At 33.5% G+C, this 15611-nt stretch carries 12 protein-coding genes; 6 read left to right on the forward strand and 6 right to left on the reverse strand.

Features of this window, described 5'->3' with window-relative positions:
- Window positions 1-138 precede the first annotated feature (138 nt).
- The 5 genes from GTK47_RS17265 to GTK47_RS17285 all read left to right on the forward strand — a co-directional run bounded on the left by GTK47_RS17265 (window position 139) and on the right by GTK47_RS17285 (window position 8111).
- Window positions 139-1749 (forward strand): M10 family metallopeptidase C-terminal domain-containing protein, encoded by a 1611-nt coding sequence (locus GTK47_RS17265; protein ID WP_165125495.1) that lies wholly within the window; start codon window positions 139-141, stop codon window positions 1747-1749.
- A 335-nt stretch (window positions 1750-2084) separates the two neighbouring features.
- Window positions 2085-3512 (forward strand): serralysin family metalloprotease, encoded by a 1428-nt coding sequence (locus GTK47_RS17270; RefSeq protein WP_165125498.1) that lies wholly within the window; start codon window positions 2085-2087, stop codon window positions 3510-3512.
- A gap of 165 nt (window positions 3513-3677) precedes the next feature.
- Window positions 3678-5417, forward strand: a complete 1740-nt coding sequence (locus tag GTK47_RS17275; RefSeq protein WP_165125501.1) for a type I secretion system permease/ATPase — start codon at window positions 3678-3680, stop codon at window positions 5415-5417.
- Between the two features lie 16 nt (window positions 5418-5433).
- Complete coding sequence (locus tag GTK47_RS17280; protein ID WP_165125504.1) at window positions 5434-6759, forward strand: HlyD family type I secretion periplasmic adaptor subunit; 1326 nt, start codon at window positions 5434-5436, stop codon at window positions 6757-6759.
- Entirely contained in the window at window positions 6759-8111 is a 1353-nt protein-coding gene (locus tag GTK47_RS17285) for a TolC family outer membrane protein (protein ID WP_165125507.1), read from the forward strand. The genes GTK47_RS17280 and GTK47_RS17285 overlap by 1 nt, the downstream gene beginning before the upstream one ends.
- 495 nt (window positions 8112-8606) lie before the next feature.
- Here the strand turns inward: GTK47_RS17285 and arnT are convergent, their stop codons facing one another.
- Both arnT and GTK47_RS17295 read right to left on the reverse strand, forming a co-directional pair.
- The gene (arnT, locus tag GTK47_RS17290; RefSeq protein WP_165125510.1) at window positions 8607-10253 is read right to left on the reverse strand and encodes a lipid IV(A) 4-amino-4-deoxy-L-arabinosyltransferase; all 1647 of its coding nucleotides are present in this window, start codon (window positions 10251-10253) and stop codon (window positions 8607-8609) included.
- Window positions 10254-10645: 392 nt separating this feature from the next.
- Entirely contained in the window at window positions 10646-10984 is a 339-nt protein-coding gene (locus GTK47_RS17295; protein ID WP_006534886.1) for a carboxymuconolactone decarboxylase family protein, read from the reverse strand.
- A gap of 130 nt (window positions 10985-11114) precedes the next feature.
- Between GTK47_RS17295 and GTK47_RS17300 the strand changes: the two genes are divergently transcribed.
- Entirely contained in the window at window positions 11115-11495 is a 381-nt protein-coding gene (locus GTK47_RS17300; RefSeq protein ID WP_165125513.1) for a DUF1992 domain-containing protein, read from the forward strand.
- A gap of 71 nt (window positions 11496-11566) precedes the next feature.
- On the opposite strand, the gene GTK47_RS17305 is transcribed toward GTK47_RS17300, so the two are convergent.
- From GTK47_RS17305 to GTK47_RS17320, 4 genes are all read right to left on the reverse strand, one after another.
- On the reverse strand, window positions 11567-13141 hold the full coding sequence (locus GTK47_RS17305) for an AbgT family transporter (protein ID WP_165125516.1): 1575 nt from the start codon (window positions 13139-13141) through the stop codon (window positions 11567-11569).
- 726 nt (window positions 13142-13867) lie between these two features.
- Complete coding sequence (locus GTK47_RS17310; protein WP_165125519.1) at window positions 13868-14188, reverse strand: helix-turn-helix transcriptional regulator; 321 nt, start codon at window positions 14186-14188, stop codon at window positions 13868-13870.
- A gap of 21 nt (window positions 14189-14209) precedes the next feature.
- Complete coding sequence (locus GTK47_RS17315) at window positions 14210-15037, reverse strand: adhesin (RefSeq protein ID WP_165125522.1); 828 nt, start codon at window positions 15035-15037, stop codon at window positions 14210-14212.
- A gap of 21 nt (window positions 15038-15058) precedes the next feature.
- Window positions 15059-15607: a fimbrial protein gene (locus GTK47_RS17320; RefSeq protein WP_109419554.1), complete on the reverse strand. Its 549-nt coding sequence runs from the start codon at window positions 15605-15607 to the stop codon at window positions 15059-15061.
- Between the last annotated feature and the right edge of the window lie 4 nt (window positions 15608-15611).

The following is a 15611-nucleotide window of genomic DNA, read 5'->3' on the forward strand; positions in this document are numbered from 1 at the left end:
AAGATTTATTATCATTTTTATTTACAGTTAAATTTTAAATTTAACACATATTAAATTACTTCTTTTTTTAAAAGAAAAACAATCATTAGTATATAGTATGTTAAATAACAAAAAATGGATTTTTAAAAAGGAAATAGGATGTCACATCAAAAATATTCAAATGGATTAGCTGTTATTATTGATATAATAAAAAGCCACGCGCCTTTAAAACGGTGGAATAAGAAAAATAAAGATGATGTATTTACAGAAATAACATATAGTTTTCCCGACTGGAGTACCTTAAGAGGAAACGAATATAAAACAATTACGACGTTAAACGAAAAACAAAAAGAAATTGCTGAAAAAACATTACAACTATGGTCTGACGTTACAAATATTAAACTTATTAAAAAAGATAATAAATATGATACTCATATTAAATTTGGTGTTTATAATAATATAAATGAGATAACAAAAGACGACTCTCATTTAGTCAGTGGTGTTGCTAGATTTCCATCTAATAATATCGTTTTAAATAAAAAAATTGAAAAGATCACGGATTATAGTAATGGTGGACAAGTTTGGATTAATATATCTTCAACCATCCGTATAGTAAAACTAAATAAAAATGAAATAACACCCAATCAAAAAAGAAAAGTAGATTTATTTAAAGAGAAATCAGATAATATAAAATACTATTATACAGAAACAGATTCACATATTACTTTATATAAAAACAATAATGAAAATGGCCATATCAATAATAAATTAAAAACATTAAAAAAGGGAAATGGAGAATATTATGTTTATATACATGAATTAGGTCATGCTCTTGGTATACCTCACACTTTTAGAGATAATTTTAATATCCCAGATATTGAAGAAAATAGTTTAAAACATTCCGTGATGTCATATCGAGCTCCTAAATTTGAACATGCTAATTTTGATGGTCTTTTTCCCATGTCTCCATTATTAATCGATATATACGTGATTCAAAAATTCTATGGCGTAAACACAACGACTCGAACGGATGATACTATTTATGGTTTTAATTCGAATACACAAAGAGATTGTTACAGCTTAACCTCACCAAGCAATGTCATTATCAGTTGTATTTGGGATGCAGGTGGTACTGATACTCTTAACTTTTATCAATATAACGTACCACAAAAAATAAACCTCAATGAAGGTACTTTTTCTGATATTGGAGGATTACAAAGTAATCTCTCTATCGCATATGGTACTGTCATTGAGAATGCAATTGGTGGAATGAATGATGATATTATTATTGGAAATCATACTAATAATCACCTTTATGGTAACAATGGTAACGATATTATTTATGGTAATAATGGCAATGATGTACTTCAAGGAGGGAGAGGCAATGATTGGCTTTATAGTGGTGAAGGAGATGACATTCTCTATGGTTCTGATGGAAATGATATTCTTTGGGGAGAAAGCGGTTGCAATCAACTCAATGGCGGAAAAGGAAGAGACATATTTATACTAAGCCTTAATAAACATAATAGCCATAATAAAATTATGGACTTTAATATAAATGACGACTTCTTGTTATTTTCTGATGAAAACAGACATCTTCTCAGTATTAAAAAACTAATTGAAAATAATAAAATAGCCATATCAATAAATTATAATACTGAAGAAAACATTACCGAATTATCTATTTCAAGAGAAATACAGTCTACAAAGTATATTCAAACAATAGACCTTATGGGAAATTTCGCTTTTGATGATATATTTAATAGCTAATATATAGAGCAAATAAAAATCAAAACAACCTTATGATATAACTTAGAACCATTAAATATAATATCTAAGTTATATTTTTTTCAATTAAAATAACAAAATAAAATAATAACAGAAAAAAAGATCCCGTTAGGAAAGGTAACTTTATTTTTATTAACTTAATTAAATTATTCTGACTTAAAACACACTTCACTTCACAATTATTTAAAAACATATTTTCCCCCTCTAGATTAATATCAATAAGTGGCTATCTTTATTATCGCTGGCACTCGCCAGATAATTAAACTATTTTCAATATGAAAATAAACTTAACCTAAACTTGATATCCGGAGGATATTATGGGTGCTTCTTTATTAAAAAAAGCAGTAGGACTATCTAATGTTTCTGATTTATTAGATAAGAGTGGAATTTTTTATAATTTCTCAGCTAAGACTCTACCTTCTTTTGATTATGATACCGCAGGAAAACATATCGCACGTGAAAACTCCACATGGAATGGGAAATATGTTATCGGCCAAGCAGCAGAAGTTACATATTCATTCCCAACTTGGGCAGGTAAAAAGTTTAATGACTTTGGTGATAAAAATCCCTATGGATTTAATTCAACACAGAAAGAACATGCAAGGCAATCTTTAGATGCATGGTCTGATATCGCAAATATTAAATTTACAGAAGTAGGACCAAATGTAAAATCAGATATTACTTTTGGGAATATTACGGATCCATATGGTAAGTTCCAAGCTTATGCAACATTACCAAATACTCATGATTATTATGGGCGTGATGTTTCAGGCCAAGCTTGGTTTAGTGATTATTATTATGCGGGTAATACAACGCCTGAATTAGGTAATTATGGTCGCTTAACTATTATCCATGAAATTGGTCATGCGCTAGGTTTAATGCACCCTGGAGATTATAACGCAGGGCAAAACGTACCTGGTTATTTAAAATCAGACTACGCTGAAGATAGTCGCCAATATACTGTAATGAGTTATTGGGATGAATATGAAACGGGTGCGCACTTCCAAGGTGCTTATGCAGGTGCACCTTTACTTCATGATATTTCAGCAATGCAATACCTCTATGGTGCAAATACAACAACCAGAACAGGCGATGATGTTTATGGTTTCAACTCAAACACAGGTATTGATTATTACACTGCAACAAGTAGTAACGATAAATTAATATTCTCCGTTTGGGATAGTGGTGGTAACGATACTTTTGACTTCTCAGGATATTATCAAGATCAAGTTATTGATTTACGCGAGGGTCATTTCTCTGATGTTGGTGGGCTACAGAAAAACATTTCTATTGCACAAGGCGTTACAATAGAAAATGCAATCGGTGGCTCTGGTAATGATATTATCTATGGAAATGATGCTGATAATATTCTCATCGGTGGCGGCGGTAACGACATACTGTATGGTGGCGGTGGTCAAGATACATTATGGGGTGGTACAGGTAGCAATACCTTTATTTATAAAGAGATCTCTGACTCTTTAGTTTCTGCCGCTGACAAGATAATGGACTTCAAATCAGGTATTGATAAGATTGATTTATCAGAATTAATCGAAAATACCTTTAGCCATAAATTCCTTAATTTTGTTGATAATTTTACTGGTCGCTCAGGTGAAGCAACCATTAAATATGATCAAGCAACAAACTCAAGTGAATTGGCTATTAATGCTTATGGCTATGGATATAGCCCTGATTTCAAAATTGACATTGTAGGATTTGTTAATTACGAAACTGACTTTATTGTTTAATTTGCCATTAGGTAGGAGAGAAGCATTTCTCCTACCTTTTTTTACCAATACGGAGCTATTTTTATATTTTTTTATTAAAAAAAAGATAGATTTATCACTCCGTATTGATAGAAAAAATGCAATAAATAGCAATAAACAGATAGGAATAAAATCAGGAATAACATTATGCCAGCAAGCAAACACAATAATGAAATAAAAAATATTATAAAACAGAGAAAGAAAGTATTTCTTTCCATTGGAATATTTACAGCCTTAATAAATATTTTAATGTTAGTTCCTTCCATTTATATGTTGCAAGTTTATGATCGAGTCTTACCTTCAGGTAATGAAATGACTTTATTAATGCTAACGCTCATTATGCTAGTATTATTTATTTTTATGGGAGGATTAGAGTATTTAAGAAGCATTATTGTCATTAGGATGAGTAACAAACTTGATTTATCTTTAAACTCAAGAATATATACTGCTGCATATCAAGCAAAATTGAACAAAACTCCCGGTACTAATTCCTCTTTAGCATTTAATGACTTAGTGACTATTAGGCAATTTATTACAAGTCATGCTATTTTTGCTTTTTTTGATTTACCTTGGTTCCCTATTTATCTTCTTGTTATTGCATTATTTAATCCATGGTTAGGATTATTTTCCTTATGCGGTGCACTCGTTTTATTTTCGTTGGCAATTCTTAATGAATATTTATCTCGATCATCATTAAAAAAGGCCAATGAGTTTGCTAGTCAAGCCCAAGTAATACAAGGTCATCATTTTGAACATCCACAGCCTATTGAAGCAATGGGAATGCTAGGTTATTTACGGAACCAATGGCAAGTTGCTCACTTTAAATATCTACAAGCACAAACTCATGCAAGTGATAATGCAGCTGGTGTCAATGCAATAACAAAAGTCACTCGAATGGCACTGCAGTCTTTAATGTTAGGATTAGGTGGCTGGCTTGCAATAGATAATACAATTAGCCCAGGAATGATGATCGCAGGTTCAATATTATTAGGTCGTGCCCTAGCTCCAATTGAACAAGTTATTGGTGTATGGAAAAACTGGGATAGTAGTAAGGAAGCCTATAAAAGGTTAACCACACTATTAAAATCTTATCCTGAAGAAAATAAAAAAATGGCACTACCTGTCCCTAAAGGTGAATTAACGGTCAATATTAATCAGGCTCAATACCCTCAAACAGAACGTACCCTATTAAATAATATTCATTTTTCACTCAGCCCGGGGGATGTACTTGGTATTATTGGCCCTAGTGCTTCAGGAAAATCCTCTTTAGCTAAATTTATTGTTGGCATATGGGAAGTTAAAACTGGTGCCATACGCCTTGATAATGCAGATATATATCAATGGAATAAAAGTGAAGTTGGTCAATATATTGGATACCTTCCCCAAGAAATCGCCCTTTTTCCCGGTACAATTGCCGAAAATATTGCACGTTTTTCTGAGATAGATCCTCAAAAAGTCACTCAAGCTGCAATGATGGCAAATGTTCATGAGATGATTTTACGTTTTCCTGATGGGTATGAAACCGTTATTGGTGCTCATGGTGAAGGGTTATCAGGAGGACAACGACAACGTATAGCGTTAGCTCGCGCATTGTATGGAAATCCTGCTTTAGTTGTTTTAGATGAGCCGAATTCTAATTTGGATGATTTGGGTATTAAAGCTTTAATGCAAGCAATTCAAACGCTTAAAAAAAATAAGAAAACCGTTATATTAATTACGCATCAAAAACAATTACTCTCAGTGACCAATAAACTCTTAGTTCTTTTCGATGGTCACACTAAATTATTTGGCTCTACAACAGCTGTTATTGCTGAGTTAAATAACTCATCAGCAATAAAGAGTACGTCAACGCCAGCAACCACACCTATTACTCAAAGCAATATTTAATATTGAGAAGACTATTATGATCACAAAAAAAAATGAAATCGATATTGTTCATGGAATTTCAGATGATCCTAGGAAATTCTTAATAATAGGATGGTCAGTTATTCTTTTAGGTCTTGCTATTTTTATTTTTTGGGCAGCTTTTGCTCCTTTAGATAAAGGCGTATCGGCTAAAGGAAATGTCTCAATTTCAGGTAATAAAAAAAGTGTTCAAGCATCAGTAGAAGGTATTATTACTGATATTTTAGTAAAGAATGGAGATAGCGTAACCGAAGGCCAAACACTTATTCAATTAAGTCCTATTCAATCAAAAGCTTTAGTAAAATCCTTATCAGAACAATATGATAATTTACTTATTACTCAACAGCGCTTATATGCTCAATTGAATGAAAAAACAGAATTCACCTTAGATCTTAATGAAGAATATTACTCTCCTTCAGAACATTTAAATAAATTATTACTACTTCAAAATAAGTTACTTAATGAAAAATATATTGAATTACATAGTGAAATAAATGGCTATAACGCTATTATTGATGGTGTTTCTAATCGTTTAATTCATTTAAAAAGATCTACACAAAATAAACAGCATCAAATTAATAGCTTACAAAATCAAATCAAAGATTTATACACACTTGCTAATGAGGGCTATATTCCTCGCCATCGTTATCAAGAAATTGAGCGTGAACTCGCTGAAAATAACAACCATCTCAATGATACATTTGGGCAAATAAGTACATTAGAAAAACAGAAGTTGGAATATGAGCAAAAAATATTGCAACGTAACGCTAATTTTTACCAATCAGCACGTACTGAGCTTAATCAAGTTCAATTACAAATCAGTGAAACAGAAAAACAACTTATCATTGAAATAGATAAGCTGAAAAAAATGCAAATTACTGCTCCAATTTCAGGAATAGTAATGGATTTATCTGTTTTTACCCAAGGTGGTGTTGTAAGAACAGGTCAAACACTAATGGAAGTTGTTCCTCAAGATCACCAATTAATTATTGAGGCTCGCTTAGCACCTCATCTTATTGATAAAGTTACCCTTGGCCTTCCTGTTGATTTAATGTTTAGTGCATTCAATCAAAATACAACACCTAAAATTCCCGGAGAGGTGGCGTTAATTTCAGCGGATAGACTTCTCGATGAAAGAACGACAGAGCCTTATTACCAAGTATTTATTAATGTTAAAGATAATACTCTTCTTGCAGACAATAAAAATAAATTAAAGGCAGGAATGCCGGTCGATGTATTTATTAATACAGGCGATCGTTCATTGCTAAATTATCTCTTTAAACCTGTTTTAGATAGGATCCATACTTCATTGACGGAAGAATAATGATGCGAATAAAAAAACTCTCTGCCATTTTATTTATATGGATGCTAAGTTTTCATGCTTTTGCAATTAGTTTGTCTGATCTCTATTTTTTAGCAGTAAAAAATGATCCTACTTTTAATGCTGCGATAAAAGAACAGGTTGCGGGCAAAGAGTATGCAAATATTGGATTATCTCAATTACTTCCAAGCGTACATGTAAACTATCAAAATAATCCACGAAATTGGCAACGAAAAGTTTATCCTATTAATACGAACCAAGGAGAAATGGAACGCACTGAATATCAAAATTATCAAAGCCATTCTGTCAGTGCAATTATTAGTCAGCCACTCTTTGATTACACCGCATTTAGTGATTATAAATCATCAATAATCAAAACGTTATTATCAGACAGCCGTTATCAAGTGAAATTTTCCGAACTTGTGATCAGGTTAGTGGATAATTATATAGCATTGGCTTATGCGCAGGATAAATTATTATTAAATCTTTCACAGCAAGAGATTTATAAAAAACAGCTAATATCAAGTCAGCGTTTATTCGAATTAGGTGAAGGAACAAAAACAGATATTTCAGAGATCCAAACACGATTATATTTAACTCAATCTCAATATACAGATATCCAGCTTGAGTTAGATAATGCTAAAAATAAACTAGGTTCAATGATTGGTACATCACTTCCTTATGCAGAACATATAGCAAAATTAAGCAATAATAGTTTTATATTACAACCTATCACACCCAATAATTACGAGTCATGGGAAAATGAGGCAATGCAAAGCAACCTCAATATTCAAACAGCTCGTTATGAAATGGCAATAGCAAAACAAGAAGTGGAAAAAAACAGAGGTGAATTTTTCCCAACGGTGCAATTCTATGCTTCTTATTCTAATAGCGATTCCGATAGCAATAATACCGTAAATCAGAAATATCAATCCGCAAACGTTGGTTTTTATGTCAGTTTGCCTTTATTTAATGGTGGAAAAACAACAGCTTCAATGCGTCAATCTACTGCACTATATCAAATGAGTGCTTTTGAAAGAGATGCAATCATCCAGCAAATTAAGCAAGAACTCCGTCATCAATACCAAATATGTACAACAAGTAATATTAAATTGAATGCCTATGAGCAATCTGTTTCTTCTGCTAAATTACAATTAGATGCAACTCAAAAAAGTTATATTGGTGGACAAAGAACAATGGTCGATGTTCTTAATGCTGAAGAATTATTATATCGCGCTCAACAGGATTTAATTAAAGCTAAATATGATTATATTCAGGCTTGGACATTATTACATCAATATACTAATACATTAGATATTGAGAAAATAAAATTAATTGAAAGCTATTTTCAATAGAATTGCTAAATTTTTAATAAGAGATACTAATATAATTATAAAAGTCCTAGATCTTGGATAGATATAGGACTTTTAATTATAAGCAAATTTTGATTACTTATTTTAGCTAGCGGGTATCATCACTTCTTTTTAGTACCGTACAACGTTAATACACGGTGAGTAAGAGCAATTGATGCTAGACCGATAAAACATTCAGCTAGGAAAATCAGCATAAATTACCCCCATTCATAAGTACATTTTGTTTGGGCGGGGGTTCTGATAAAGTAAAGTGACTTGTCATATAGTGCTTAGCTAACTCCGATTTAATGGACACATTTTTAACCTACCATTAAAACTAAAAAGAGCAAAATATATTTCTCAACAAAATCCATTTTTGGACGTTGATCACACAAAAACAACACAAAAAATCAAATCCATGTCATTTTAAAGCTGAAGTTAATTGTGCTTGCTCTGTTATAACCGTCTTTTGAAAGCAGAAATAGACTTTTAAATCAGTTAATTAAAGAAAACAAATGTTAAATCACCCTGCTTTTCTATAATAGGTTTTACCTTTAACTGACTTATAACAGATAATATTTTTTTTCGCTCTGGTCGGACTAAAACAATTGCAAATCCTTGATAGTTATTCTCTTCAATTAAGTTAACTAACTGCTTAAGGTCATAATATTTATTTTGCACATCAGGATATGCCAAACCATAAGCCAGTTCCCCTTTCGTTTCAGTTAAACGAATATCAGTGCGTTTTAATCCCCATGCTAAGGACGTTCCGATCCCGACTTCATCAGTTAAAATATAAGGCTTATCTACTAGCTCACTGTAATAATGATTAATTGCTTTTTCAGGGGTACTTTTGCTTTCTATTTTATGAGGAATGGCATATCCAATTACTAGGCTTAATCCTATCGAGCAAAACAGAGTCAGTAAACGTATGGGTTTAAAGAATGAAACAATTCCCATTAAACTCCAAAATAAGAAGCCAGCAATACCCAACAATGCTTTATATTGCTCATTGTTTTCATATAACGTAAATCGTGTAGAGAAAAGAGAATAAATAATAATAGAGACGCCTATAAGCCCAAAAACGGTGTTTATAATCGCATTAATATTATGAGTTTTTTCAGTTTGTTTATTTTTTAACTCTTCCATGTAATGTGCAATCAAGATAGAAAGTGGCACAAAACAAGGTAACATATAGGTTAATAACTTACCGCTGGAGGCAGAAAAGAAAGCAAAAAATAGGAATAACCAAAACGAAAAATAAAGAGTTCCCTTTTTCAGTAAAATAGCGGATTTAAGCGCGCCAAATAAGAACCCTAACCAAGGCAAAATGCCTAAAATAACTATGGGTAAATAAAACCACATTGGTTGCGATCTTGCCGAATCCTTTTCAACAAAGCGTTGAACATGCTCAATCCAAAAGAAGTAGTGCCAGTAATCAGGAGCTTGAAGTGCCACCGAAATCACCCAAGGGCCCGCAATAACAAGCATAGAAAGAAGCGCTATTGGTGCATAACAAAGAACTTCTTTAAAACGAGATAAGCTAATTGCGGTTACAACAAAAACTAATGCAGGTAATACAACAGCAATAAAACCTTTGGTTAAAAAACCGGCTCCACAGAAAATCCCCACTAAAATATAAGCACTAATTTTTGATTTTTTATTTTGTGCAGATAATCCACTTAAGAAGTAATACATCGCAATCGTGACAAACATTGTCACGATAGGATCAAGAATATTGTAGGTACCAATTGCTAATACAAGAAACGAGGATAAAAATACCACTAGTGCATTAAACGCCAAAGTACGGTTATGCCAAACTAGTATTGCAGCACGATAGACAAATAATCCTGTTAATAAGGTTGAAGTGACAACGACAATACGAACAGAAAAATTGCCACCGCCAAATAACCATTGTGCAATACTGTTTAGCCAATACCCCAATACCGGCTTTTCAAAATAGCGAATATCCAGCATGTACGGTACAGACCAATTTCCTGATATCAGCATTTCTCGGCTAATTTCAGCATAGCGGATCTCATCTGGTTGCCAGAGTAATCTTGTTTCAAGAGGAATTAGATAGGTTAAAAATATAAAAATAAAAAGTAGAAGCCATTTATATCTTTCTACAAAATCAACACGCATATATTCCCCGTTAAAATAAAACAATCTCACTTTATACAAACTATTCACTTAGAATAGCTATCCTATAAAAGATTCAATTATTATTTATTAAATTATAATTAATTATTATTTTCAACCAAATTAAAGAACATCTAAAATCACTTTATCTATAAAAATCAATCTGATAAAAACACTATTGAAAATTAAAATAATGAAAGATTAATCTTTTATTAATCTTTGTTAAATAACAGACGTCTTTTTATCAAAAGATAATCTAGATAGTATTAAAACAAAAAAGTAGAGGATAAAAGTTAAATATAAACAGAACATAAACAAAGACTATAAATAAAAAAACCAGAATGAACTTATTCTGGTTTTTGATTACTTTGTTTAATTATATGATGATAAAAATCTTATTTACTAAACTCTTTAAAAGCGCCCATGGTGTTGGATGCATACATAACTGAAGGGCCACCGCCCATATAAATAGCAACACCTAATGCTTCAGCAAGTTCTTGTTCTGTTGTGCCAAGCTCCACAAGTGTTTTTGTATGAAATCCAATACAACCATCACAACGATTCGCGACAGCAATTGCAATGGCGATCAATTCTTTTGTTTTTGCATCTAAAGCGCCTTCTTTACCACCCGCTTTTGTCGTGCTCATAAACGCTTTCATCACTTCTGGAATATTTTGAGACAACGCCCCCATGTTGCTGGCAATGTCTGTTACTATTTCTTTGTACTTGCTCATTTTTGATCCCTTGATAATATATTTATTTATATAATATAAAAACATAATATCAAATTATATAATCTAAGCAAGTCAATTTAATTTGAGGTGATCTTTTCTATTGCTATAGTTACTAAAAAAGAGGTTTAAAGTGTCTATTTTAGATGAATGGGCTGAACGCCATATCGAAAAAGCGTTACAAAAAGGGGAACTTTCATCACTAAAAGGTGAAGGGAAACCACTGATCCTTGATGATAATAGCCATGTTCCAGAGTCACTTAGAGCAAGCTATCATTTATTAAAGAATGCTGGTTTTTTACCACCTGAAATGCAAGACAGAAAAGAAGCCTTATCTCTAGCAGAAATCCTAAGTACGTTAAATGAAGCGGAAATAGAAGATGGATCACTGCAAAAGCGTTTGGCATTACTTGAATTGAAATTGCAACAGGCCGGTTTAGATACTCAATTTTTACATGCAGACTATGCCACACAACTAACAGAAAAATTGGCAAATCATAAAAAAAGAAACTGAACAAAAACAATGAAATATCAAAATAGAAAAAGCCTATACATCCCTGTATAAGCTTCAGTCATCGCAGAGAATTAACCTGCTGTTGGAGAATAGTACGTTGGTGAGCCAGGTCCTACTGGTAAATTGAATACAAATACCCATAAGTAGAATAATAATGACCAACCAATTAAGAAAATAACAGAATATGGCAACATCATAGAGATCATCGTACCAATGCCTGTGTCTTTCTTATATTTTGTTGCGACTGCTAATATCAAACCAAAGTAACTCATCATTGGTGTAATGATATTAGTGACAGAATCTCCTATTCGATAGGCTGCTTGGATTGTCTCTGGCGCATAACCTGCAAGCATCAACATTGGTACAAAGATAGGTGCTGTCACCGCCCATTGTGCCGATGCTGAACCAATCATTAAGTTAATAAATGCGCAGATTAAAATAAAGCCTAAGAACAGCACTCCACTTGGCATATCAATACTATTGAGTAGCGCAGCACCCTTAACAGCAATAACTTGACCTATGTTTGTCCAACCAAAAAATGCAACAAACTGAGCCGCAAAGAAAATAATCACTAAATAGAGGCCAAGCGTACTCATCGAATTTGCCATAGCATCAACGATGTCTTTATCTGTACGCATTGTCTTAGCAATCCATCCGTAGACAATACCCGGTATTGCAAAGAATAAGAAAATAAAGACCACAATAGATTTTAAGAAAGGAGAATTACCAATTAGCCCTGTTTCTTGGTTTCTCAATATGCCATTTTCAGGAACAACCGTTAGCGCCAAAATCACGCCCATCACAATAAATGTCCCTGTTGCAGCCCATAGTGCTTTCTTTTCTAGCGGCGTAACTTCAGCAGCATTCCTTAAATCATTTTCTTCATCATCAAGTTCATTACCGTTATAAGGCCCTAGTTGAGGTTCAACGATTTTTTCCGTAATGAAGTAGCCTAAGAAAGTAATAAGGAATGTACTGACAAACATAAAGTACCAGTTTGCTTCAGCACCAACGATATAGGTTGGATCTATAATACGCGCAGCTTGCTGTGTAATACCCGATAATAACGGATCTATCGTCCCTAAGAGCAAGTTAGCAGAATAACCGCCTGAAACCCCTGCAAATGCAGCTGCAAGCCCCGCTAGAGGGTGTCGTCCTAACGAATGGAAGATAATCGCTGATAACGGTATCAGTACCACATAACCTAATTCAGCCGCCGTATTAGACATAATACCAGCAAAGACAATTGCCAATGTGGTCATTTTGCGTGGTGCTTTCATTACCACTAAACGCATCACCGCAGATAATAAACCTGCGCGCTCAGCAATACCGACACCTAATAACGCCACCAGCACCGTACCTAAAGGCGCAAATCCAGTAAAGTTTGTGACAATATTTGCCAATATACGGCGAATACCATCCGCATCTAACAAACTAATAATATGAATGTAACCATCTTCTGCGCGTCCTTTGGCGCCTTCTGGTCGGGGATCTTGTACTGTAACACCGAAGTATTCACCAACCGCCGAAGAGACAAGTAAAATAGCAATTAAAATAATAAATAAAATAACGGGATGGGGTAGCGCATTTCCTAGCCATTCCACTGTGCGTAGAAAGCGACTGCCTCCCTGTTTTTTTGTTTGCATCATTTATCCTTTTTATAAAAAAACAGAAAATGCACAGTACACAACCCTTTTTATTATGACTATCTGTTAATCCTATTTATAAATGCCTTATTTAAGATAAAAATCAGGATAAACCTGTTAAATAAAATATTTTTTATATTAATAAACAATCAGTTAAAGATTAATCATACAATTATAAATAACTTACATTAAAATTAATTTATAATATCTAAAATTAAAAAATGTGCATAAGGTAACATTTTTTAACATTATCATGATTATTTATTAACCTTTTCTAATCGAAAATGCCTTTAATTAATAGTAGGAAACGATTAAACACTCAGATAAACCTGATAGTAACGGTTGTAATTACTATAAAAGGGAAAATAATGACGAATAAATGGTCAAAATAGGTTAAAAGTTTAGATTATTTGTAACATGAACAACTAATTTTACAGTAGATATTGAACGTTTGACTATATGTAGAATGAGGAGTTGATGATCTGAGAAAAGAACGATTAAAATTGTGAAGTTAATATTAAAATATAGTATTGCTGATTTTTTAAAGATAAAAAAGAAAGCAAGTGATACTTGCCCTCTTTAATAACTGCTCAAGTTCATCTCACAATTTAATACTTTTTATATAAAAAAAGGGCAGGGTTTCCCCTGCCTTACCAATTTGGTAATCAATCAAAGAAAAGCATACACACTAAAACACCAAGTTTGAGTATCCTTTAGCGATATGCACTAGTATAAAAAAACATCAGGCATCGTTTCAGCCATGATGCTACTGCGTTTATCAATACGCTGATTTTCAGATGAAGATTTAGAGGTAAAGCAGTCTTCGAAAAACCAATAAATAGGTGTGTTTAAGTAACTCGCCAACAAAACAAGGTAGCTCAAATCTATCTTATTCATCCCTCTCTCATAGCGAGAGAATTGCTGTTGGCTTACACCAATTTTTTCAGCAATCTGCACACCGGTATAACCTAACTCTTTACGCTTTTTCTGAATTCTCTTGCCAACTAACGCATTAACATCAATATCTGTAAAATCGTAATTCATCATAATATTCACCCATTATCATGATTAAGGCATCGTTAAAATAATTGAACCTGAACCAGAGAAATATCCCGGTGCAACACGACCATTGGTATGTAAAACTGATTTAACCTCTACGGGTATCGTTCCATTTTTAGGAACATCAATGACAGACCCCTTTTCACCTGGGTATCCATCAAGAAATAAATCGGCATAGAGGCTGTTATCTGCTCGTAATGGCACTCGTCCACTATCTGAACCTGATGCAATAACCAGAACTTTCATTGCCAAGTTACAAGTCACATTAATATTTTGAGCACGTTCCGCATTTTCCAAACTCACTTCATCAATATCGCCATAATTTAGGTTTACAGCTCCTTCTGTTATTTTGCAGGCACCTACTGGTGGCGGCGCAATACCACATAGTGACCCTGGCAATAAACGCCCATTTGGAGACCAACCTCCTTCCTTAGATTCATAAAATAGTCCAACACACTCTTGATTTGAGGTTAACGGATCACCATCGTGTCTTGCCGTTCCTTGTATTGGAAAACTTTCAACTTTCATTACTGCATCACGAACCCCTGCTAAATACTGTTCTTTTTCAACACGAACAATACTTCTTACTGCCGAACCTGGAGAGCCATTAGCATCATGTTTATGGTTAATGGTTATCCAGCATTTACTCCAGCCATAACAAGGATTGGGAGTATAAGGATCTTCAGGATCCCAACGCTGAATAACATAGGTATAAGTGGCGTGAGCTGGCTCACCTTCAGAATGTGTAATATAAGAAAAAATAGATGCCATCGCGGGTGCTGAAAACAGCAAACCTATTGCAATACATAAAGCCGGAAATCGCTTTAATATGGACATATAAAACCTCAACCCTAATAATTAGTCATAATTCAAATGGAATGTGGCTATTGCACTAAATGGGCCGCGTTTAATGGACTGGTTAGCAATCGCATCCGGCTCCCCTTGAATAAAGGCATAAAAATTTAAAATTGTGTCATCCGCATTTAATGACATTTTGTCTGTTTCTTTATTAACAGGTAGTGCATTTCCATTTTCGGATTCCAGTCCAACAGCAATACCCGCAGCTTGACTGCTTGGGCTGATCGCTAAAAAACCTTGTCCTGCCATGGCTTGATTTTCATCACCTTTAAAGGTGATTTTGACGCTTTTACCAATCGTTAAGTCACATTCAGACAAGCGTATTTGAAACAACTTGCTTGGTGTTCTTTGATACGCATAAAGGTTTTTGTCCGGAATATTGCCAAAATCTAACTCAACGGTTTCGTCTCCGGGCTTTATGGTGCAAGGCTCATCGACCAATATGCCGTGAAAGCGCATATTATCTGGCGCAGAAAAAGCGGTTGATGTTAATCCCATAAATGTGGCCAGACTCAATACGAACGGGATCGATAATCTTGTTATATTCATCAAT

This window comes from Proteus sp. ZN5 (assembly GCF_011046025.1).
Taxonomy (GTDB): Bacteria; Pseudomonadota; Gammaproteobacteria; order Enterobacterales; family Enterobacteriaceae; genus Proteus.

Bases quoted from the DNA above. Each gene is read 5' to 3' on its own strand.
- GTK47_RS17265 (WP_165125495.1), top strand. From the start codon at position 139: ATGTCACATCAAAAATATTCAAATGGATTAGCTGTTATTATTGATATA.
- GTK47_RS17270 (WP_165125498.1), top strand. From the start codon at position 2,085: ATGGGTGCTTCTTTATTAAAAAAAGCAGTAGGACTATCTAATGTTTCT.
- GTK47_RS17275 (WP_165125501.1), top strand. From the start codon at position 3,678: ATGCCAGCAAGCAAACACAATAATGAAATAAAAAATATTATAAAACAG.
- GTK47_RS17280 (WP_165125504.1), top strand. From the start codon at position 5,434: ATGATCACAAAAAAAAATGAAATCGATATTGTTCATGGAATTTCAGAT.
- GTK47_RS17285 (WP_165125507.1), top strand. From the start codon at position 6,759: ATGATGCGAATAAAAAAACTCTCTGCCATTTTATTTATATGGATGCTA.
- arnT (WP_165125510.1), bottom strand. From the start codon at position 10,253: ATGCGTGTTGATTTTGTAGAAAGATATAAATGGCTTCTACTTTTTATT.
- GTK47_RS17295 (WP_006534886.1), bottom strand. From the start codon at position 10,984: ATGAGCAAGTACAAAGAAATAGTAACAGACATTGCCAGCAACATGGGG.
- GTK47_RS17305 (WP_165125516.1), bottom strand. From the start codon at position 13,141: ATGCAAACAAAAAAACAGGGAGGCAGTCGCTTTCTACGCACAGTGGAA.
- GTK47_RS17310 (WP_165125519.1), bottom strand. From the start codon at position 14,188: ATGATGAATTACGATTTTACAGATATTGATGTTAATGCGTTAGTTGGC.
- GTK47_RS17315 (WP_165125522.1), bottom strand. From the start codon at position 15,037: ATGTCCATATTAAAGCGATTTCCGGCTTTATGTATTGCAATAGGTTTG.
- GTK47_RS17320 (WP_109419554.1), bottom strand. From the start codon at position 15,607: ATGAATATAACAAGATTATCGATCCCGTTCGTATTGAGTCTGGCCACA.